Genomic DNA, 19798 nt, shown 5'->3' with positions numbered 1-19798 from the left:
GCCGGACTAGTGGAACTGCTGCTCATCGCCGGCGGCGTCCTGCACCCCATTGGCGTCGCGTTCTTCCGCTGTCGGCCTGGAGCCGATCACGGCGTGGCCGGCGCGGCGCAGGCCCCGGCCCCTCGCGGCGACGGTGGTCGTCCTGGCCGCGCCGGCGGTCACGGCGGGCAGCGTCGCGGCGGTGGTGGCGCCGCGCGTCGAGCAGCTCGGCCGGTTGGGCGAGCAAGTTCCGCAGTACCTCGCCCAGCTGCACGACCAGAACACGACCCTCGGCCGGCTCAACCAGCGCTTCGGGCTCGAAGCCCGGTTCCGCGCGATCCCGCTCCGCGCTCTACCGGCTCGCCCCACACTCACGGCGTCCCCGCGTGATCCTCATCTGCGCCGCGGTGTTCACCAAAGTCGGCGCTTACCTGCTGGGCAACTTCATCGTGTCGCTGATCGCCGGGACGCTGGCGTTCGTCTGGCTGTGCGCGTCCGCCGTTCCGTACCCGCTGGTGCTCGCCACGCTCGTCACCGTGCTCGCGGTCCTGCTCGGCTTCACGCTGCTCGGTGTGGTCGGTGCGCTGGTTGCTGTTCCCGCGGCAGCAGCCGCATTGCTTCTGCTCAAGGAAGTCGCTTTCACCCGGCTCGACCGGACCTGAGCCGTCATGAACTCGCCTTCGTCGATCATGCAGCGGTGAATGCATGGCCGACGCAGTTAGCATGTGTTCCGTGCCTTTAGAGAACGTCGATTTGAACCTGCTCAAAGCACTCGACGTGCTGCTGGAGGAACGGCAGGTCTCCCGAGCAGCTGAACGGTTTCACCTGAGCCAGTCGGCGATGAGCCGGGCTCTGGCGCGACTGCGGGAAACCTTCGCCGATGAGCTGCTCGTGCGCACGTCGGACGGCTACGTGCTGACGCCGCGGGCCCGGGCGATCAAGGACGAGCTCTCGGAGATCATGCCGCGGTTGCGAACCCTGGTCGGCGGGACGACCTTCGACCCCGCGACGGCGACCGGCACCATGCACCTCGCGTCCACCGACTACGGTCTGGAGATGCTGGCCGATGTCCTCTACTCGGCGTTCTTCAGCGCAGCGCCGCAGATGTCGCTGGTGGTGGAACCGGTGGTGCCCACCACGTTCGACGACGTCGACCGCGGGCGAGTCGATCTCATCCTCAGCCCGATCACCCCGCCACCCCCGCTGCGGCGCGAGGTGCTGTTCACCGACGACTTCGTGTGCGTGATGGCCGCTGACCACCCGCTGGCGGGGCGGGCGCTGACCTTGCCCGAACTCGCCGGGCACCCGCACGTGCGCGTCGCCGCCATGCACAGCCAGCAGATGCTCGTCACCAGCAGGCTGACGGCGGTGGGCATCAGCTCGACGCCCGAACTGCTCGTCCCGTACTTCAGCGCCGCGCTCGCCGCCCTGCCCGGCACGCCGCTGATCGCGTTGCTGCCGCGCCGGTTCGCGGCCCGGCACCGCGGTGAGCGCCTGCACGTCGCAGAGCTGCCGCCCGAGTTCGGCTCATTCGACTACCCGATGCTGTGGCACCCGCGGCTCACCGGCGATCCGGCGCACCGCTGGCTGCGCTCGTTGCTGGTACAGGCAGGCTCCGCACTCGGCTCTTGAGCCTGGCACCGGATCGGACCTGTGATCGTGCGGGGTGTGCCCGCGCGGCCTCCAGCCGGATCCGGGGATCACGCCACCCGCATGCGTCTCTCGCATAACGAAGCTGAGTACGACGCGATGGACGCCTGGGGTGCGCAGCGGGCAGGGTGAAAGAACCAAGGGCCGCCGGAATCCGGGAACGGCAAGACCTCCCGGATGCCGCTGCGACCGCAACCCGGGCCGAGCCCCGGTTCCCGCCCGTGGACCCCCTGGAGTGAGCAATGACGTTCTCGACGTTGGTGTCCCTGCCCCCATCCCGGTATCTGCGGCCCGTCGTGCCGCTGTTCGTCCGCCTCGTCGCCGGCACGGTCATGATCGGCCACGGCACGCATTTCACGCCGGCCGCGTTCGGTGAGGTGGTCCGCCAACACTTCGGCCTCCCGCTGTCCGGGTTGATCGGCTGGGCGGTGACGCTGCTGATGTTCATCGGCGGCGGATTGGTCATCCTCGGACTGTTCACGCGGATCGTGGCTGTCCCGTCGATCGTGCACCTCACCCTTGGCGCCCTGCTGATCGACTCGGCCGAAGGATTCGCGCCGCGCGAGGGCGGCGGCATGCAGATCCCGCTGATGCTCGTCGCGGCACTGCTCGTCCTCCTCGCAACAGGTCCCGGGCGTCTGTCGCTGGACAACGCGTTCGGCTGGGACAACGGGTGGCCACGCACCCGGACCGAGCCGGTCGACGCCTGAGCCCGTCGGAAACCAGAAAGGAAGCGCATCATGGAATTCGTCGATCGGGTACGAGAAGTAGCGCACGTCGGCGGGGTGGAGCTCTACACCGCGACTCCCGACGAGACCGTGGACTTCTTCGTCCGCCTGATGTCCCTCGACGTGGTGCACACCGACGGTCCGGCGGTGTACCTGCACGCCTGGGACGACTACGAAGCCTGGACGGTCAAAGTCGTCGCGCGGGAGCAGCCCGGGATCGGCACGACCTACCTGCGGGCGAGCGGGCCGCAGGCCCTGCGGCGGCGAGTAGCGGCCATTCAGGCGGCGGGCATCGAGGGGTGGTGGGACGCCGGCGAATGGGGGCTGGGTGACGTCTGGCACTTCGTCGAACCCGGCGGCCACCGGTACGGCCTGTACTGGGAAACGACTCGCCACGTGGCACCGGAAGGGCGAGTTCCGGCGTTGAAGAACCAGGCCTCGCCGTTTCCCGGGCGTGGGGCCAATGTGCGCCGGCTCGATCACGTCAACTACCTGACCGCCGACGTCCGGAGCAACGCCGAGTTCGTCACGCGCTCCATCGCGGCGCGGCCCACCGAGCAGATCGTCCTCGACGACGGCAACCCCAGCGCGATCTGGTACTCGGTGTCCGACAAATCCTACGACCTCGTGTACACATCGGACTGGACGGCGGCTCACGGTCGCCTGCACCACCTCGCGTTCGCGACCGACACGCGCGAGGACATCCTCCGCGCCGCCGACGTGTTCCTCGAAGCCGGCGTCCACATCGAGACCGGGCCGCACAAGCACAGCATCCAGCAGACGTTCTTCCTCTACGTCTGGGAACCCGGCGGCAACCGCATCGAGCTCTGCAACGCCGGCGCGCGGCTCTTGCTGGACCCCGAATGGCCCGTCGTCAGCTGGACCCAGACCGAACGCGCGAAGGGTCAAGCCTGGGGACTGAAGACGATTCCCACGTTCCACACCCACGGCACCCCGCCGGTCGAGGACGCGCACCAACCGTCCTGACGGGTTGTTCGCCCTGGTGCCGCGGGAGCGGCACCGATCCGGAAGCCTCGCAACGAAGCAAGGAGTGACGTCATGTCAAACCCCGTGGAACGGCCCGGCGGCTGGACCCGGTTCGCGCTCGGAGATTTCGTCTGCACGGTCGTGAGCGACGGCGTGCTGGAGATGGGGCCCGCTCGCGACAACTTCCCGAACGCCGACCCGGCCGAGGTCGACCGGTTGCTCACCGACTACCACTTGGACCCGGACAACGTCGTCCTGAACCAGAACCTCCTCCTGGTCGACAACGGTGAGCAGCTGATCCTCTTCGACAGCGGCGTCGGCGTCGATCCCGAGCTCGGACGGGCCACGTTCGGCTCGCAGACCGGCTTGACCGTCCACAACCTCGCGCTCGCGGGAATCAAGCCCGCGGACATCGACATCGTCGCCATCACCCACGCGCACCCCGACCACGTCTGGGGTCTCGTCGACGCGGACGGCGAACTCGTCTACCCCAACGCGAAAGTCGCCGTCAGCCCGGAGGACTTCGAGTTCTGGACGGACCTGGACAAGGTCGCGACGGCTCCCAGCCGGCACGCGGCCGACCACTTCACCGGCGGGGCGAAAAACCTCCTGCCCTACCGGGACCGGCTCATCGACGCGTCCGACGGGGTCACCATCGCCCCGGGCGTCAAGGTGATCGCCACCCACGGGCACAGCCCAGGCCACGTCGTGTACCAGATCGAGTCCGGCGGAGAGACCCTCATCTGCTGGGGCGACCTGTGCCACCACCAGGTACTGCTGCTCAAACGGCCCGAGTGGAGCTTCCAGTTCGACCACGACAAGCCGGCCGCGACCGCGCAACGGGTGCGGATCTACGACTACGTCGAACGCAACCGCCACCAAGTGTTCGCCTACCACTTCCCGTTCCCCGGCCGCGGCCACCTGCGCCGGGTGGGCGATGAATACGAATGGGTGCCCGCCGAACTGGAACTCGCGCTCCCCGAGGGCGTCGTACGCGGAATTCCCGAGGGTTCGCCCTTGCGCGCCCACGCGGCGAAGCGGGGAGGCGAGGCGTGATGAGCCGCATCGACGTTCACGCGCACTTCGTTCCCGGCTTCTACCGCGACGCTCTGCAAGCCGCCGGACAGCACCGGCCCGACGGCATCAAAGGCATTCCGGAATGGAGCGAATCCGCCGCCCTGCACCTGATGGACGGGCTCGACATCGAGCGCGCCGTGCTTTCGATCTCCTCGCCGGGCGTGCACTTCGGTGACGCCGGTGCCGCTGTCGAACTGGCAGCGCGCTGCAACGACGAAAGCGCCCGGCTCAAGCGAGACCACGCCGGGCGGTTCGGGTTCTTCGCCTGCCTTCCGGTGCCCGAGGTCGACGCGGCGGTCGCCGAAACCCGCCGGGCGTTCGACGAGCTCGACGCGGACGGCATCGTCCTGCAGACCAACACCCGGGGCGTCTACCCCGCCGATCCTTCGCTGGCACCGTTGTGGGCCGAGCTCGACCGGCGTTGCGCCGTCGTGTTCCTGCACCCCACCTCGCCGCACTGCTCGGCGGAAGAGCTCTCGCTGGGTTACCCGCGTCCGATGCTCGAGTTCCTGTTCGACACGACCCGCGCGGTGACCGACCTCGCGCTCTCCGGTGTCCTGCAACGCCACCCGAACGTGGACGTCATCGTCCCGCACGCCGGCGCCACGCTGCCGGTCCTGGCGAGCCGGATCGAGCTGCTGCTGCCCCTGCTGACCCCGCCCGGCGGAGAAGAGCCGCCGAGTGTGCACGAGACCCTGTCGCGACTGCACTTCGATCTGGCCGGCGCGCCGGTCCCGCAGTTGCTCACGGCGTTGCTGGACGTCGCCGATCCGGCCCACCTGCACTACGGGAGCGACTTCCCGTTCACGCCGGACCCGGCCGCCCGGAAGCTCGCCGGGATCCTCGACACGACCGACCTGCTCGACGCACGGCTGCGCGCCGAAGTCATGTGCGGCAACGCCCGCAAGCTGTTCGACCGTTGAGCGCGACGAGTAAGGAGAACGCCATGCGAACCAGCCGAGGGCTGTTGATCGGCTCACAGGAGGTGCCAGCCCGCGGGGGCGGGGTGATCGAGGACCACTCCCCCTACACCGGCGAGGTGCTCGGCGAGGTCGCCGCCGCGGGTCCCGCCGACGTGACCGCGGCCGTCGACGCCGCCGACGCGGCGTTCCCGGACTGGTCGCGGACCAAACCGCACGAACGCCGCGATGCGTTGCTGTCGGCCGCCGACCGGCTCGCTGCCCGGAAGGCGGAGCTCGTCGCGCTCATGGCGGCCGAGACCGGCGGCACTGCGGAGTGGGCGACGTTCAACGTGTCGATGGCGGCCGAGATCCTGCGGCACGCCGCGACCGTGACCGCGTCGGCGATCGGGGAGGTGCTGCCCAGCGACCTCGACGGCTGCCTGTCGTTGTCGGTCCGGCAGCCCGTCGGTGTCGTCGCCTCCATCACGCCGTGGAACGCCCCCCTCATCCTGTGCGCCCGCGCGATCGCGATGCCGCTGGCGCTGGGCAACACCGTGGTCGTCAAGCCGAGTGAGTCGGCGCCCTTCACCGCGGGCTTGGTCATCGCCGACGTCCTGCGCGAGGCCGGCCTGGACCACGGCGAGGTGAACGTGGTGACCAACGCTCCCGCCGACGCCGCGGAGGTCACCCGCACGCTCATCGCCGACCCGCGGGTGCGCCGGGTCAACTTCACCGGGTCCACCGCCGTGGGCCGCACCATCGCCCGCCTCGCCGCCGACCACCTGAAGCCGGTGCTGCTCGAGCTGGGCGGGAAGAACTCGCTGATCGTGCTGGGCGAGGCGGACCTCGACTACGCCGTGTCCGCCGTGGCGTTCGGCGCGTACCTCAACTCCGGTCAGATCTGCATGTCGGCGGACCGGATCCTGGTCCACGAACGGCTCCACGACGAGTTCGTGGCCCGGCTGGCCGATCGCGCCGGGAGCCTGGTGTGCGGCGACCCGTCGGACCCGGCGACCCAGATCGGCCCCCTGATCGACGCCCGTTCGGCCCGGCGGGTGGCCGACCTGGTGCGGAAGTCGACCGCCGAGGGCGCGGTCCTGCACGGCGGCACCCCGCGACCCGAGGGGCCCGCGGAAAGCCTGCTCCGCCCGATGGTGCTCAGCGAAGTGTCGGGTGCCGCGCCGATCTACCGGGAGGAAACGTTCGGGCCCGTCGCCTCGGTGCTCACGTTCTCCGACACCGAGCAGGCGATCTCGATCGCCAACGACAGCCCGTACGGACTCACGGCGGGCGTCCTCAGCGAAAACCTCAGCGAGGCGCTGGCCGTCGCGCGGCGGCTGCGGACGGGCATCGTGCACGTGAACGACCAGACTGTGGGTGACGAGCCTCAGGCACCGTTCGGCGGCGTCGGCGATTCCGGCTACGGCCGGTTCGGTGGCCGCGCCGGGGTGGACGAGTTCACCGACCTGCGCTGGATCACCGTGCAGGACGGACATCGCCGCTTCCCGCTCTGAGCCGTGCCGCGACAAATTCCGAAAATCCTTGTGTGCCCAGGGGATTGGCCCCGATCGGCTTGACGAAAGGTGCGACGGTGACCCGTGCAGCGGTTCGATGGAGTGAGGCCGGAACGTTTTCGATCGAGGAGGTGGACCTCGACCGGCCGCGGCCGGACGAGGTCGTCGTCAGGCTGATCGCGGTGGGCATCTGCCACACCGACATCAGCGCCTCCGAAGGGGTGATTCCCTTTCCCCTGCCCGGTGTCCTCGGCCACGAAGGCGTCGGCGTGGTCGAGGAAGTCGGATCGGCGGTCCGCCGCGCATCCGTGGGCGACCGGGTGCTGATGACGTTCTCCTCCTGCGGCACCTGCCGAACCTGCCGCGGCGGCGCCCCGGCCTACTGCGACAAGCACAACCAGCTCAACCTCATCGGCGGCCGCCGGCTCGACGGCAGCGCGACCGTGTCCGTCCGCGGCCAGGAGATCAACGCGCACTTCTTCGGCCAGTCGTCGTTCGCCGAACGCGCCCTCGTCGACGAACGGTCTCTGGTGGTGCTGCCACCGGAGCTGGCCGACGCAGACCTCCCGCCCTATGCGGCGCTCGCCTGCGGGGTGCAGACGGGGGCGGGGGCGATCCTCAACACCTTCCGCCCCGGGCCCGGTGACACCGTCGCCATCACTGGAGCGGGGGCGGTCGGACTGTCCGCCCTGATGGCCTGCCGCTTCGCGCCGACGGCCGAGGTCATCGTCGTCGACCGGGTCGCCTCTCGCCTCGAGCTCGCGCTCGACCTGGGCGCCACTCACGTCGTGGACACCTCGGTCTCGGACCTGCCGACCGAGCTGAACCGGATCTGCGGCTCGCGCGGGCTCGACTTCGTGGTCGAGACGACCGGGAACATCGGCCTCATCCAGCAGCTGGTCACGCACCTCGCGCCGAGGGGCCGGCTCGGCATCATCGGCGCCCCACCCGCCGGTGCCCAAGCGCAGTTCAACGTGAACTTCATGATTCCCGGCCGCGGGATCGAAGGCATCACACTCGGCTCCAGCGAGCCGGAAACGTTCGTGCCCTGGCTGGTCGACGCCGTTCGCTCCGGCACGCTGCCGATCGAGCGGCTGACGCGCACCTACCCGTTCGAAGAAATCGACAAAGCTGTCGCCGATGCCAAGTCCGGTGCCACGATCAAGCCGATCCTGCTGTTCTGAACCGAGTACACCGAGCCGCGGCCGAGCTGTCAGGTCGCGTAACTGCCGCCGGAGTGGGTATCCGGACGACATGAAGAAGATGTTCTACAAACCGTTGAATTTTGCCGTCAGTGCGTTGGGTGGCCTGCTCGCCGGTCGGATCTTCAAGATGATCTGGCAGCGCGCCACCGGCGAGGACGACGCCCCGAACGCCACCGACAAGCACCGCGGGTGGCCGGAGATCCTCATCGCCGCGGCGGTGCAGGGGGCGGTGTTCGGCGCGGTGCAGGCGGCGGCCGAGCGAGCCGGCGCCGTGGGGTTCGAGAAGGCCGGCGGCGAGTGGCCCGGGGAGGACTGAACGCTGTGGTGGAGGACGAGCGCGAGCGAGTGCAGCCGCCGGCCGGGGAAGAGGATTCCAGCGGGAACCGGCCGGGTGGGCAGGCGCCGCCGCGGGATACGCCCCTGGAAGACGACGAAGGGCGAGCCCGGAGAGGGCACCCGGGTGGTTCGGAGAATTTCCGCGGAGAGGACTGAGCACACTTCCGCGCTTGGTTACCGGTTCGGTGCCGCGGTGCGGTCCGAGTCGGGCCAGACGTAGGGCAGGTCGGGCGGGACGTCGGGGAACAGGGGCTCGTAGTGGGCCGGGTCCTTGCGCACCAAGGCGGAGCGGTGGCTGCGGTGCAGGGCGTCGTCGCCCAGCCAGGGTGGTAGCTCACCCGCCTGGGCGAGTTCGGCCTGTGTCCGCACCTCGCCGTTCGCGTACTGGTCGACGAGTTTCACCGCGCACGTGTCGGCGGCGCCGGTGGCGCACCACGTCTCGCACACGTCCAGGCCGTAGCGGGTGAGCGCTTCCTCGTAGCCCGTCCACATCTTCGCGGCGGGGTGGTGGCGCCAGCCGTACCCCGGAACCACGAGCGCCCGCAGGACCTGCAACGCCTCGACCCGTTGCTTGCCCAGCCGCCGGCGATCGAGGGCGCGAGCACTGGCGACGAAGTCCGGCAGGGGCAGGAAAGTCTGCATCGGCCAGGGGTACCCGTTGATCGGAGAGGACAATCGGCCCCGCCTTGGCACGGCGATTGTGTCACCGCTCGTCGACCGACGTCCTCGACGAGCGGTGACACGACCGCTACTTCCGCATCACTTCAGGTGCCGTTCGAAGAACCGGTCCCCCGGCTCCGACTCGAAGGCCGGCACGCCGGTGTGCCCGCCCATGTTGGCGTGCAACGTCTTCTCCCGGGAGCCGAAGGCGTCGAACAAGTCGAGGGCGAGTTGGCGATCGTTGCCTTCGTCGTCCCACTGCAGCAGGACGTGCAGGGGGATGGTGAGCGCGCGGGCGTCCGCGAACATCGCGCGGGGCACGAAACTCCCGGCGAACAGCACGGCCGCCGCGATGCGCGGGTCGACCGCGGCAAGGCGGATGGCGACGGCGATCACGCCGCCGGCGAAGCCGACCGGACCCCGCAGTTCGGGGAGGGACAGCAGGGCGTCCAGGGTGGCCTGCCATTCCGGGACGGCCGCGTCGACGAGCGGGAGGATCAGCCGGTCGACGATCTCGTCGACCGGCTCGCCCGTCGCCAAGGCGTGGCGCAGGTCGGCTCGGGCCTGTTCGGCCGGGGCGGAACGCGGCCGCTCGCCGCTGCCGGGGAGTTCGATGGTGGCGGCGGCGTAGCCCCGCGCGGCGGAGTGGCGGGCGCGGGCCGCGAGTCGGGGGTGCATCTTGCGCAGGCCACCGGGGTGGCCGAGCAGGATCAGCGGGGCGGGCGAAGCCGGCGGTGTCCACAGGATGCCCGGGATCTCACCGAGGGTGAACTCGCGTTCGAGGACGCCGTCGGCGAAGCGCTGTTCGGAAGTGAAGTGCATGGTCGTGCCTTTCGGGAGCGAACGGCGCTCCCGGACGACCTATCGCCCGACCGTGACCACGGGAGGAAGCACCCACGTCGTTGCGTTCACGGGTACCACCTCCTCGATCTCCGGCACGGCGCCGCCGAACCTACCAGCCGCCGCGGCGGCCCGCGAACGGGTTTCCCGGCCGGCCGCGGCGGCTCGCCACCACCCGGTGGTCACCGAACGCCGGGCCGGGGCAGGCCGAGGTGGTCGCGCAGGGTGGTGCCGGTGTAGGCGGTGCGGTAGCGGTTCTCCCGTTGCAGCAAGGGAACCACGTGATCGACGAAGGTGGTCAGCTCGTAGGGCAACGTGGAGCCCATGATGGTGAAGCCGTCGACCGCGCCGGCGGCCTGCCAGGTGAGGATGTGGTCGGCGAGCTGGTCGGGGGTGCCGACGAAGTGGTACTGGCTCGCGCCGCTCTCGAAGTGGGTGGTGAGTTCGCGCAAGGAGGCGTTCGGCCGCGCGCGGCCGGCCTCGACGAGCTGCGCGGCGCGGCTCGACGCGGGAGGGGCGTCGAGCAAAGCCGCGGGCAGGGGCGCCGAAGGGTCGAAGCCGTCGGGGTCGAGGCCGGCGGTGTAGAGGAAGTTCTGCCAGCGGAAGTCCGGGGCGGCCAGCGCCTCCAGGCGGCGGGCCTTGGCCTGGGCGGCGGATTCGGTGTCGGCGAGCGTGATCATCAGCGCGGGCAGCACCAGCACCTGCTCCGGCGAGCGGCCGGCCGCCGCGGCCCGCGCGTGGAGATCGGTGCGGAACTTCACCGCCGCCTCCAACGACGGCGGGCCCGAGAACACCATCTCCGCGTGCCGCGCGGCCAGGCCGATGCCGGCCGCCGACTGGCCGGCCTGCGCGAGCACCGGCCGGCCCTGCGGGGAACGCGGGAACGGCAGGATGCCTTCGACGTCGTAGAACTCGCCGTGGAAGCGGGGCGCGTGCAGCTTGGCGCGGTCGGCCCAGACGCCGTGGGGGCGGTCGCCGACGAGGGCGTCGTCGGACCAGCTGTCCCAGGCGCGGGTGACGACGTCGACGAACTCGTGGGCACGGGTGTAGCGGTCGGCGTGCTCGGGGTGCGCCGTCACGCCGAAGTTGGCCGCCGCCAGCGACGTGACGGTGGTGACGACGTTCCAGCCCGCGCGCCCGCCGCTGAGGTGATCGAGCGTGGCGAAGCGCCGCGCCAGCTCCCACGGCGCGCTGTAGGTCGTGGACCCCGTGCCGACCAGGCCGATGCGGCTGGTCACCGCCGCCAGCGCCGACAGCACCGAGATCGGGTCGAACACCGTCTGCGGCAGGTGCGCCACGCGGTACTCGGAGATGGCGATGTCGTCGGCCAGGAACACGGCGTCGAGCAAGCCGCGTTCGGCGGTGCGCGCGAGGCCGGCGTAGTACGGCAGGCCCAGCACGTCGCGGATGTCGTCGTCGACCACGCGCCACGCGGACTCGTGGTACCCGTGGGGCCAGACGAACGCGTTGAAGTGCAGCTCTCGCGAACTCATGGGCCCGGCTCCTCGAGATGGGTTTCCCCGACGCGTCGATTCTCCCTGGACAGCAAGGCTTTCGCGACTCCTCGACACCGGCGCGAGACAAGTCCGCACTTGTGGACTACGGTGGTCCACAAGTGCGGACTTAAGTGTTCCGCCGTGAAAGGACACCCACGATGAGCATTCCCACCCGGTTCCTCGGCGCCGGTCGCCTCGAGGTCGGCGCCGTCGGCTACGGCGCGATGAGCTTCGCCAATCCCTACGGGCAGAGCGGATACGACCCGGACGCCGCGGTGCGGGAGATCCTGCACCGCGCCGGCGAGCTCGGCGTGACGATGATCGACACAGCCGACGGGTACGGCACCAGCGAGGAGGTTCTCGGCCGCGCACTCGCCGGGCGACGCGACGAGTTCGTGGTCGCCACGAAGTTCGGGATCGTCGCGGCGCCGTTCGGTGGCGGCGAGGCCCGGATCGACGGCAGCCCGGCGTACGCGCGGGAGCGGCTGGAGCGGTCGCTGCGCCGGCTGGGCACCGACCACGTCGACCTGTACTACCAGCACCGGGCCGACCCGACGGTGCCGATCGAGGACACCGTCGGCGCGATGGCCGAGTTCGTCGCCGAGGGCAAGGTCCGCTTCCTCGGCCTCTCGGAAGCCGCACCCGACACCATCCGCCGGGCGGCCGCCGTGCACCCCATCACGGCGATCGAGACGGAGTGGTCGCTGTGGGAGCGCGGGATCGAGACCGAGGTGCTGCCGCTCACGCGAGAGCTCGGCATCGGTGTCGTGCCCTACAGCCCGCTGGGCCGCGGCGCGCTCACCGGCGCCGTGACCTCTCGCGCCGACCTCGACGCCGGCGACCACCGCCGCGGGATGCCGTGGTACTCCGAGGAGAACATCGAGGGCAACCTGTCGACGCTCGACGTCGTCCGCGGCATCGCCGCCGAGGTCGGGGCGACACCCGGGCAGGTCGCGCTCGCCTGGCTGCTCGCGAAGGCCCCCGACGTCGTGCCGATCCCGGGCACGCGCCGACTCGCCTACTTCGAGGAGAACAGCCTGGCCGGCAACCTGGCACTCACCGCCCGGCAGGTCGCGGCGCTGGACCGCATCACCGTCGCGGGCGAGCGCGAGCACCTCACCGCCGTCGGGACGCGCAACTGGTTCAACGGCGTAACGCCGGCCCGCTGAACCCGGCGCACCCGGGGGCAGGTCAGGAAGCCGTGGTGAAGTTCGGCATCCGGTCCATGATCCGCTGCAGTTCCCGATCGTCCGAGATGCCCTGGAAGTCGTACCGCGGGGTGTAGTGGCGTTCCAGGCGGGTGATCTCGTCGTCGGTGAGCGTGATGTCCAGCGAGGCGACGGCGTCGTCGATCTGGCTCGTCCGGCTCGCACCCACCAGCGGCGCCACGACCACGGGGTTGGTCCGCAGCCAGGCCAGCGCGATCCGCGCCCGCGGCACCCCGCGCTCCCCCGCCACCTCACCGACCGCGTCCACGATCCGCCGGTCGCCCTCGGCCGTCTGCTCCAGGTACAGCAGGTCGGCGAACGGGTCGTTCTCGCCACGCGTGGTCGCCTTCGCGTCCTGCCACGGGCGCGCGAGGCGGCCGCGCGCGAGCGGGCTCCACACGATGGTGCCCACGCCCTCGTCGGCGCACAGCGGGAGCATTTCGCGCTCCTCTTCGCGGGCGAGCAGGTTGTAGTGGTCCTGCATCGACACGAACCGGGCCCAGCCGTGGGCGCGCTGGGTGTGCAGCGCCTTCGCGAACTCCCACGCGTGCATCGACGACGCGCCCAGGTAGCGGACCTTGCCCGCCTTCACCAGGTCGTGCAACGCCTCGAGGTACTCCTCCAGCGGCGTCGCCGGGTCGTTGCGGTGGATCTGGTACAGGTCAACGTAATCCGTGCCCAGCCGACGCAGGCTGTGGTCGATCTCGGTCATGATCGCCTTGCGCGACAAGCCTTTCCCGTTCGGGCCCGAGCGCATCGGGTGGCGCAGCTTGGTCGCGATCACGACGTCGTCGCGGTCGGCGAGGTCCTTCAGCGCGCGGCCGAGGATCTCCTCGCTCGACCCCTGCGAGTACATGTTCGCGGTGTCGAAGAAGTTGATCCCGGCTTCGAGCGCGTGCTTGACCAGCAGCCGCGACTCCTCCTCCCCCAGTGACCACACCGGGTGGCCGCGGTCCGGCTCCCCGTAGGTCATCGCGCCGATGGCGATCGGCGACACATCCAGCCCCGTTGTGCCCAGCTTGACGTACTCCACGACTACCCTTTCGAAACTGTGGTCCCATGAATCGGAGAGCTCTCCGCTTCATCGAAGGTACCGGAGAGCTCTCCGGTACGCAACACGGGTTACGAAAGGGGGCCGTCCGCCATGCCGCAGCGCAGTGACGCGAAGGCCAACCGCGAGCGCATCCTCGAGGTCGCGCGCGAGGCGCTCGCCGAAGACGGTGACGCGTCCCTCAACTCGATCGCCAAGCGCGCCGAGGTCGGTCCGGGCACGCTCTACCGGCACTTCCCCTCGCGCGAAGCCCTCGTGCTGGCGGTGTACCGCGCCGAACTGGAGGGGCTGGTCGAGCGCACGGTCGCCCTGTTGCGCGAGCAGCCGCCGCTCCGAGCGCTGCGGCTGTACTTCGAGCGGCTCGCGGGCTACATCCGCATCAAGCGCGGCCTCGGCGACGCGCTCTCGGCCGCCAACCACGACGCCATCACCAGCGAGTCCTACGGCCCGGTGATCGACACGATCGCGAAAATCCTGTCCGCCGGCGAACGCGACGGCACCGTCCGCCCCGGCCTCGACCCCGACGATGTGCTGATGCTGATGAGCTGCGTCTGGCGCACCCCGGCGGGTTCCGACGGCGAGGACCAGGCCCAGCGGTTGCTGGACCTGGTCCTCGACAGCGTCCGGGCCCGGCCGGAGCAGCCCCCTCAGCTCGACCGGTAGAGGTGCGCCACGGTCGCCATGTCCTGCGGACCCAACCCCGCCGTCTGAGCCCGGTCCACGACGTCCACCGCCGTGCGCACGGTCGGCGCCGAAAGCCCCGGCTGACTCGCCAGGAACAGGTCGAGGTCCTTGCGCACCACGTCGACCGCGCAGGCGACCGGGGGCAGGTCGGCCGCCAGGAACGCGTCGCGTTTGTAGGTGACGAACGGCGCCGCGATGGCTGATGACGCGATGGTGTCGTAGGCGGTGCGCAGGTCGATGCCGGCGGCGACGGCGGCGCCCAGGACCTCACCGAGGGTGGCGTTAAAGGTGTGGAGCAGGGCGTTCACGCACAGCTTCATCGCCGACGCGGTGCCCACGGGTCCGATGTGGATGGTCTGGCGGCCCAGGTGCCGCAGCACCGGTTCCGCGGTGGCCAGCTCGTCGGCCCCACCCCCGAACAGCAGCGTGAGCGTGCCGGTGCGGGCCGCGGTGACGGACCCGGAGACCGGCGTCTCGGCGAAGCGGAACCCGTGCGCGGTCAGCAGGTTCCCCGCGGCACGTGAGAGCTCCGGGCCGGAGGTGCTCATGTCCAGGACCAGCGCCCCGGCCGGCAGGTCGGCGAGGACGTCGGTGAGCACCGAGGTCACCGCCCGGCCGTCGGACAGCATGGTGATCACCACGTCGGCGTCCCGCACCGCGGCCGAAGCCGTCGACGCGAGGTGCTCCGCCGGGATGCCCGCCCGCGGGCCCCGCGCGGGGTCGCGGTTCCAGCCCACGCTCTCGACGCCCTCGTCCAGCAGCCGCAGGAGCAGCTGCGAGCCCATCGCGCCGAGCCCCAGCACCGCGACCTTCACGCGCGCCTCCCCGGGTCGATGAGGACCTTGCCGTCCACGCCCCCGGCGGCCAGCCGCGCGAGGCCGTGCTCGGTGAGGTCGTCGAGTCCGATGACGGAGTCGAGCAACTCGGCGCCGAGCACTCCCTCGGCGAGGATCTCCAACGCCGGCGCCACGTCCTCGCCACAGACGTGCGCCACGGTCGACTCGACGGTGATCTCGCGCAGCACCAGGCTGAACAGGTCCACGGTCGGCGCCTGCTTGGGCAGGCCGACCGCCAGCACCCGGCCGCCGTCGGTGACCATCCGCAGGGCGTTCTCGAACTGGCCGGGCGCCCCGCTCGCCTCGATCACCACGTCGGCACCTCGCCCGCCCGTGCGGTCGCGCACGGCCGCCACGACGTCGCCCGCGGCGTCGACGACGTGCGCGGCGCCGAGCCGGGTCGCACGGTCCAGCTTGTCGCCGGCGAAGTCCAGCACCGTCACCTCGTTGTCGGACAGGTGCCGCAGCCCCGCGAGCACGAACGACCCGATGGCCCCGGCGCCGATCACCACCACCGAGTCGCCGGGCCGCACGCCCGCCCGCCGCGCCGCGTGCAGGCCGACCGCAAGCGGTTGCGCGAGCCCGGCGTGGTCGAGGGAGATGCCGTCGGGCACGCGCCGGAGCATGCTCGCCGGGGCGGCGACGTACTCCGCCAGGCCACCCGGGGCATTGAGCCCCAGGGTGTAGTAGCGGCGGCACAGGTTGGTGCGGCCCTCGCCGCAGCGGTCGCACTGTCCACACGAGACACCGGCGCCGGCGGCCACGAGGTCGCCGGCCGCGAACCCGGAGCCGCCCGAGACGACCTCGCCGACGAACTCGTGCCCGATGATCATCGGGCCGACGTGGCCGCTGCCGGGGTGCGGGCTGGTGAACGGCACCTGTTTCGGTCCGGCGGCCCACTCGGTGGCGTCCGAGCCGCAGATCCCGCTGCGCCGCACGGCGAGCAGCACCTCACCCTCGCGGGGCCGCGGCACGGGCACCTCTTCGATCCGGACGTCGCGCCGGCCGTGGTAGACGGCCGCGCGCATGGTTTCGGTCATCGCTTCGCTCCGAACTCGAGGTGCACCTTGATGTTGCGCGCGGTGTCGCGCGAGGCGGCGATCGCCTCGACCGACTGCGACACCGGGAACCGGCTGGTCACCAGGCCGGACAGGTCGACGCGAGCGCGGTCGAGGAAGCGCAGCGTGTCCGGCCACACTCCCGGCGACCCGATGATGCCGCGGATACTGAGCTCCTTCGACTGGATCAGGCCCAGCTTCGCCGGTGCGCTGCCGCCGACGTCGATGCCCACGTACACGACCCGCGCGCCGTGCGCGGCGACGTCGAGGACGTCGGCCATCACCGCGGGCCGCCCGGTCGCCTCGATCACCACCGTGCCGCCGACCCCACCGGTCGCCTCCGCCACCTGCTCCGCGATCGGCGCCGCGGCCGGGTCGAGCACCAGTTCGGCGCCGAGCTTGCGCGCCGCCTCGGCGCGCGCGGCCGACGGCTCCACGGTGATGGTCCGCGCGCCCAGCGCCGCGGCGCCCGCCGTGACGCCGAGGCCGATCGGGCCGGCACCGAAGACCACCACGGTGTCGCTCGCGTTGACGTTGCCGGCCTTCATCAACGCGTGGTAACCGCAGCTGAACGGTTCCACCAGCGCGCCGTCGGTGAACGACAGCGAGTCCGGCAACCGGTGCAGCCACGCGGGTTTCGCGACGAAGAACTCCGCCGCCGCGCCGCTGATCGAGAAGCCGAAGTGGTCGTCGCCGATCACGCACTCACCCACCACCCGGTCACCGGGGGCGAACTCGGTGACGGCGGCGCCGGTTTCCACGATCTCCCCCGACCACTCGTGGCCCGGCACGATCGGGTAGCTGAACGGGATGATGTAGCGGCCTTCGAGCAGCTCGATGTCGGAGTGGCAGATGCCGACGGACCGGGCCGCGACGAGCACCTCGTCGGCGGCGATCCGCGGTACGTCCAGCTCGTCGACCGACGCCGTGTCCGGCGCGGTGAACCTCAGGGCTTTCATCGGGTTTCCCTTCAGGCGGTGGTTTCGCCGCGGCCGGCCGGCGTGTTGAGGTGCGACTGCGACTCGCGCGCGGTGGCCAGCGGACCGTTCACGCCGACGTAGCGCGGCCCGGCGACCAGCAGCTCCTCGGCCGGGAACTTCGTGATCACCTCGCACCCCTCCGGCGTCACCACGAGCTCTTCCTCGATGCGGGCCGCGCCGATGCCGTCGGCCGAGGGCCAGTAGGTCTCGAGCGCGAACACGTTCCCGACCTCCAGCACCTCCGGGTGGTCCAGGGAGACCAGCCGCGAGAAGATCGGCTTCTCCCAGATGGACAGTCCCACGCCGTGGCCGTACTGCAGGCCGAACGCCGCTTCCTCATCGGGAAAACCGAACTCGCGCGCGGTCGGCCACACCGAGACGATGTCGGCGGTGGTGGCGCCCGGGCGCACCAGCGCGATGGCGTGGTCCATGTACTCGCGGGCGCGCACGTAGGCGTCGCGCTGGGCGCTGCTGGCCGAGCCGACCGCGAACGTGCGGTAGTAGCAGGTGCGGTAACCCTGGTGGCTGTGCAGGATGTCGAAGAACGCCGGGTCGCCGGGCCGGATCAGCCGGTCGGAGAACACGTGCGGGTGCGGCGAGCAGCGTTCGCCGGAGATCGCGTTGACGCCCTCGACGTACTCGGACCCCAGGTCGTACAAGGACTTCGAGACGAGCCCCACGCACTCGTTCTCCCGCACGCCCGGGCGCAGGAACTGGTAGAGGCTGTCATACGCCGCGTCGACCATCGAGCACGCCTGGGTGAGCAGCGAGATCTCGTCGGCGGTCTTGACGCGCCGGGCCTCCATGAACACCTGCTGCCCGTCGGTCACCGTCACGCCCGCGCGCTGCAGGGCCGCGAGGATCGGCAGCTCGATCACGTCGACCCCGAGCGGTTCGTTCAGCAGCCCGAACTTCTCCAGCTCGCGCTTGATCTTCGCGGCGACCTCGTCGGCGATGCCGGCGTCGGGGTGGAACGCGCCGCGCAGCGTGGAAATCCCGGCGCGCGCACCGGATTCGGCCCGCGGCCGCACGGCCCCGTGGTGCGGCGCGTGCGGGTCGGCGTCGGCTTCGGCGGTGGTTGTCGCGAGCCACGGGTTGTAGAGCTGGTGGTGCTTGGCCGCGGACCCGAAGTCCCACACGATGGGGTCGCTGGTGCGGGTCAGCAGCGAGAAGCGGATGAGCTTGTCCATGGCCCACGTGCCGATGTGGGTCGCGGACATGTAGCGGATGTTCGAGAAGTCGAACGCGAGCACGGCCCCGAGGCTCGACTTGTCCAACTGCTCGCGCAGGCGCTGCAGGCGCTGGGTGCGCAGGCGGTCGTGGTCGATCCGGGTCTCCCAGTCGACGGCGTTGGGCCCGAACGTGGCGATCGGCATGAGTTTTCCTTTCTGGATTTGTTGCCCCGGCTTCGCCGGGGCGGGCGAGATCGCCTCAAGCCGGCTCCTTCCGTCCCGATTCCGCGCGACCGGCGGCGGGGCGAAATCGGGACGGAAGAAACCGGCGCGATCTCGCCGACGGGGTGGCCCCCGGAACGAGCGGGTGTGCTGCGGCCTCACCGGGCATTGGACGAGCGGGTGTGTGGCGGGCTCAGACGAGGACCATCCCGCCCTCGATCGGGATCACCTGCCCGGTGATGTAGTCGGAATCGGGGCCGGCGAGGAACACGGCCGTCGGGACGAGGTCTTCGGGTTCGGCCGGACGGCCGAGGATGATGTCGCCGGACATCGCGGCGAACCCGGCGTCGCCCTTCCCGATGCGTTCGAGGTCGCGGTCGAGCTTGTCCCACAACGGAGTCCGCACCACGCCGGGTGCGAAGGCGTTGACCGTGATGCCGTGCTCGGCGAGCGAGCGGGCGCCGGACTGGGTCAGCGAGATCACCGCGGCCTTGCTCGCGCAGTACGGCGCGAAGCTGGGGAAGCCCTGGCGGCCGGCGATCGAGGCGGTGTTCACGATCTTGCCGCCGGTGCCCTGCCGGATGAACTGCTCGGCCGCCTCCTGGCTGCCGAGCACCACCCCGAAGGCGTTCACCCGGAAGATGCGCTCCCACACTTCCTCGGTGATGTCGAGGAACTTCTCGGGCTCGTTGAAGCCCGCGTTGTTGAAGTACGCGTCGAGCCGGCCGAATTCGCTCACGGCGAGCTCGATCGCGGCCCGCACCTCGGTGCGTTCGGCGACGTCGACGCGCCGGTGCACCGCCCGGCCACCCCGGTCGCGGATGGACTGCGCCACGGCGGCGGCCTCGGGTTCGTCGCGGTCGGTCACGACGAGGGCGGCACCCTCGTCGGCCATCCCCCGCGCGAGCGCGGCACCGATCCCCCGGCCCGCGCCGGTCACCACCACGGTCCTGCCGATCAGCCGATCAGGCATGAGCAAGCTCCTCTCGTCGGACTCAAGTCGTTCGCCCTCGCTGAACAGCGAGCGGCCTTTCGGGGGTGTAGCGCAGGTCGCACCGGGGCCGATGTACACCCAGAGCGCACGAACGTACTGTGCTGATGGTGGACAATCCGACCACCGTCACGGCCGAATGACTTCGCAGCAACGGTTACGTGCCGCGTGGGGGTCGGCCTGCTTTTGGTCGGATTGTTAAACTCCACTGAACCCCTCGGC

21 protein-coding genes are annotated in these 19798 nt (G+C 70.8%); 11 read left to right on the top strand and 10 right to left on the bottom strand.

The genetic code is table 11. The annotated features are described in order from the left end of the window. Positions 1–6: 6 nt before the first annotated feature. Positions 7–282 carry a hypothetical protein gene (locus ACWEOE_RS28785; protein WP_452014541.1) on the bottom strand — a complete coding sequence of 92 codons (276 nt, stop codon included), beginning with the start codon at positions 280–282 and terminating at the stop codon, positions 7–9. Positions 283–365: 83 nt separating this feature from the next. Between ACWEOE_RS28785 and ACWEOE_RS28780 the strand changes: the two genes are divergently transcribed. From ACWEOE_RS28780 to ACWEOE_RS28740, 9 genes are all read left to right on the top strand, one after another. Next, positions 366–641 carry a hypothetical protein gene (locus ACWEOE_RS28780; RefSeq protein ID WP_452014539.1) on the top strand — a complete coding sequence of 92 codons (276 nt, stop codon included), beginning with the start codon at positions 366–368 and terminating at the stop codon, positions 639–641. A 70-nt stretch (positions 642–711) separates the two neighbouring features. Continuing rightward, positions 712–1611, top strand: coding sequence for a LysR family transcriptional regulator (locus tag ACWEOE_RS28775; RefSeq protein ID WP_452014537.1), 900 nt, complete (start codon positions 712–714; stop codon positions 1609–1611). 260 nt (positions 1612–1871) lie between these two features. Beyond that, positions 1872–2339 carry a DoxX family protein gene (locus ACWEOE_RS28770; protein WP_452014535.1) on the top strand — a complete coding sequence of 156 codons (468 nt, stop codon included), beginning with the start codon at positions 1872–1874 and terminating at the stop codon, positions 2337–2339. Positions 2340–2369: 30 nt separating this feature from the next. Beyond that, complete coding sequence (locus tag ACWEOE_RS28765; protein WP_452014533.1) at positions 2370–3344, top strand: VOC family protein; 975 nt, start codon at positions 2370–2372, stop codon at positions 3342–3344. 72 nt (positions 3345–3416) lie between these two features. Further along, positions 3417–4400 carry an MBL fold metallo-hydrolase gene (locus ACWEOE_RS28760; RefSeq protein WP_452014531.1) on the top strand — a complete coding sequence of 328 codons (984 nt, stop codon included), beginning with the start codon at positions 3417–3419 and terminating at the stop codon, positions 4398–4400. Beyond that, positions 4400–5344 carry an amidohydrolase family protein gene (locus ACWEOE_RS28755; protein ID WP_452014529.1) on the top strand — a complete coding sequence of 315 codons (945 nt, stop codon included), beginning with the start codon at positions 4400–4402 and terminating at the stop codon, positions 5342–5344. The genes ACWEOE_RS28760 and ACWEOE_RS28755 overlap by 1 nt, the downstream gene beginning before the upstream one ends. A 23-nt stretch (positions 5345–5367) precedes the next feature. Then, complete coding sequence (locus ACWEOE_RS28750; protein WP_452014527.1) at positions 5368–6837, top strand: aldehyde dehydrogenase family protein; 1470 nt, start codon at positions 5368–5370, stop codon at positions 6835–6837. A 77-nt stretch (positions 6838–6914) separates the two neighbouring features. Then, a complete protein-coding gene (locus ACWEOE_RS28745) occupies positions 6915–8021 on the top strand; it encodes an NAD(P)-dependent alcohol dehydrogenase (protein ID WP_452014525.1) in 1107 nt (368 codons plus the stop codon). A gap of 70 nt (positions 8022–8091) precedes the next feature. Beyond that, on the top strand, positions 8092–8358 hold the full coding sequence (locus ACWEOE_RS28740) for a DUF4235 domain-containing protein (protein WP_452014523.1): 267 nt from the start codon (positions 8092–8094) through the stop codon (positions 8356–8358). Positions 8359–8552: 194 nt separating this feature from the next. On the opposite strand, the gene ACWEOE_RS28735 is transcribed toward ACWEOE_RS28740, so the two are convergent. From ACWEOE_RS28735 to ACWEOE_RS28725, 3 genes are all read right to left on the bottom strand, one after another. Next, entirely contained in the window at positions 8553–9020 is a 468-nt protein-coding gene (locus tag ACWEOE_RS28735) for an MSMEG_6728 family protein (protein ID WP_452014521.1), read from the bottom strand. Between the two features lie 117 nt (positions 9021–9137). Then, the gene (locus ACWEOE_RS28730) at positions 9138–9860 is read right to left on the bottom strand and encodes an alpha/beta hydrolase (protein ID WP_452014519.1); all 723 of its coding nucleotides are present in this window, start codon (positions 9858–9860) and stop codon (positions 9138–9140) included. A gap of 200 nt (positions 9861–10060) precedes the next feature. Further along, positions 10061–11371 carry an NtaA/DmoA family FMN-dependent monooxygenase gene (locus ACWEOE_RS28725; protein ID WP_452014517.1) on the bottom strand — a complete coding sequence of 437 codons (1311 nt, stop codon included), beginning with the start codon at positions 11369–11371 and terminating at the stop codon, positions 10061–10063. A 161-nt stretch (positions 11372–11532) separates the two neighbouring features. Here ACWEOE_RS28725 and ACWEOE_RS28720 point away from each other — a divergent pair, with 161 nt between their 5' ends. Next, positions 11533–12543 (top strand): aldo/keto reductase, encoded by a 1011-nt coding sequence (locus ACWEOE_RS28720; protein WP_452014516.1) that lies wholly within the window; start codon positions 11533–11535, stop codon positions 12541–12543. Positions 12544–12565: 22 nt separating this feature from the next. On the opposite strand, the gene ACWEOE_RS28715 is transcribed toward ACWEOE_RS28720, so the two are convergent. Continuing rightward, complete coding sequence (locus ACWEOE_RS28715; RefSeq protein WP_452014515.1) at positions 12566–13615, bottom strand: aldo/keto reductase; 1050 nt, start codon at positions 13613–13615, stop codon at positions 12566–12568. Positions 13616–13726: 111 nt separating this feature from the next. Between ACWEOE_RS28715 and ACWEOE_RS28710 the strand changes: the two genes are divergently transcribed. After that, positions 13727–14296 carry a TetR/AcrR family transcriptional regulator gene (locus ACWEOE_RS28710; RefSeq protein ID WP_452014513.1) on the top strand — a complete coding sequence of 190 codons (570 nt, stop codon included), beginning with the start codon at positions 13727–13729 and terminating at the stop codon, positions 14294–14296. Here the strand turns inward: ACWEOE_RS28710 and ACWEOE_RS28705 are convergent. The 5 genes from ACWEOE_RS28705 to ACWEOE_RS28685 all read right to left on the bottom strand — a co-directional run bounded on the left by ACWEOE_RS28705 (position 14281) and on the right by ACWEOE_RS28685 (position 19558). Next, the gene (locus tag ACWEOE_RS28705; protein WP_452014511.1) at positions 14281–15132 is read right to left on the bottom strand and encodes an NAD(P)-dependent oxidoreductase; all 852 of its coding nucleotides are present in this window, start codon (positions 15130–15132) and stop codon (positions 14281–14283) included. The genes ACWEOE_RS28710 and ACWEOE_RS28705 overlap by 16 nt on opposite strands. Continuing rightward, positions 15129–16193 carry a zinc-dependent alcohol dehydrogenase gene (locus ACWEOE_RS28700; RefSeq protein ID WP_452014509.1) on the bottom strand — a complete coding sequence of 355 codons (1065 nt, stop codon included), beginning with the start codon at positions 16191–16193 and terminating at the stop codon, positions 15129–15131. Before ACWEOE_RS28700 ends, ACWEOE_RS28705 begins: the two co-directional genes overlap by 4 nt. Beyond that, positions 16190–17170, bottom strand: coding sequence for a zinc-dependent alcohol dehydrogenase (locus tag ACWEOE_RS28695; RefSeq protein WP_452014507.1), 981 nt, complete (start codon positions 17168–17170; stop codon positions 16190–16192). Before ACWEOE_RS28695 ends, ACWEOE_RS28700 begins: the two co-directional genes overlap by 4 nt. 11 nt (positions 17171–17181) lie before the next feature. Continuing rightward, complete coding sequence (locus ACWEOE_RS28690; protein ID WP_452014505.1) at positions 17182–18567, bottom strand: M24 family metallopeptidase; 1386 nt, start codon at positions 18565–18567, stop codon at positions 17182–17184. Positions 18568–18778: 211 nt separating this feature from the next. After that, positions 18779–19558 carry an SDR family NAD(P)-dependent oxidoreductase gene (locus tag ACWEOE_RS28685; protein WP_452014503.1) on the bottom strand — a complete coding sequence of 260 codons (780 nt, stop codon included), beginning with the start codon at positions 19556–19558 and terminating at the stop codon, positions 18779–18781. Positions 19559–19798: the final 240 nt, after the last annotated feature.

This window comes from Amycolatopsis sp. NPDC004368, assembly GCF_053602515.1.
This window is presented reverse-complemented; position numbering and strand designations above follow the sequence as displayed.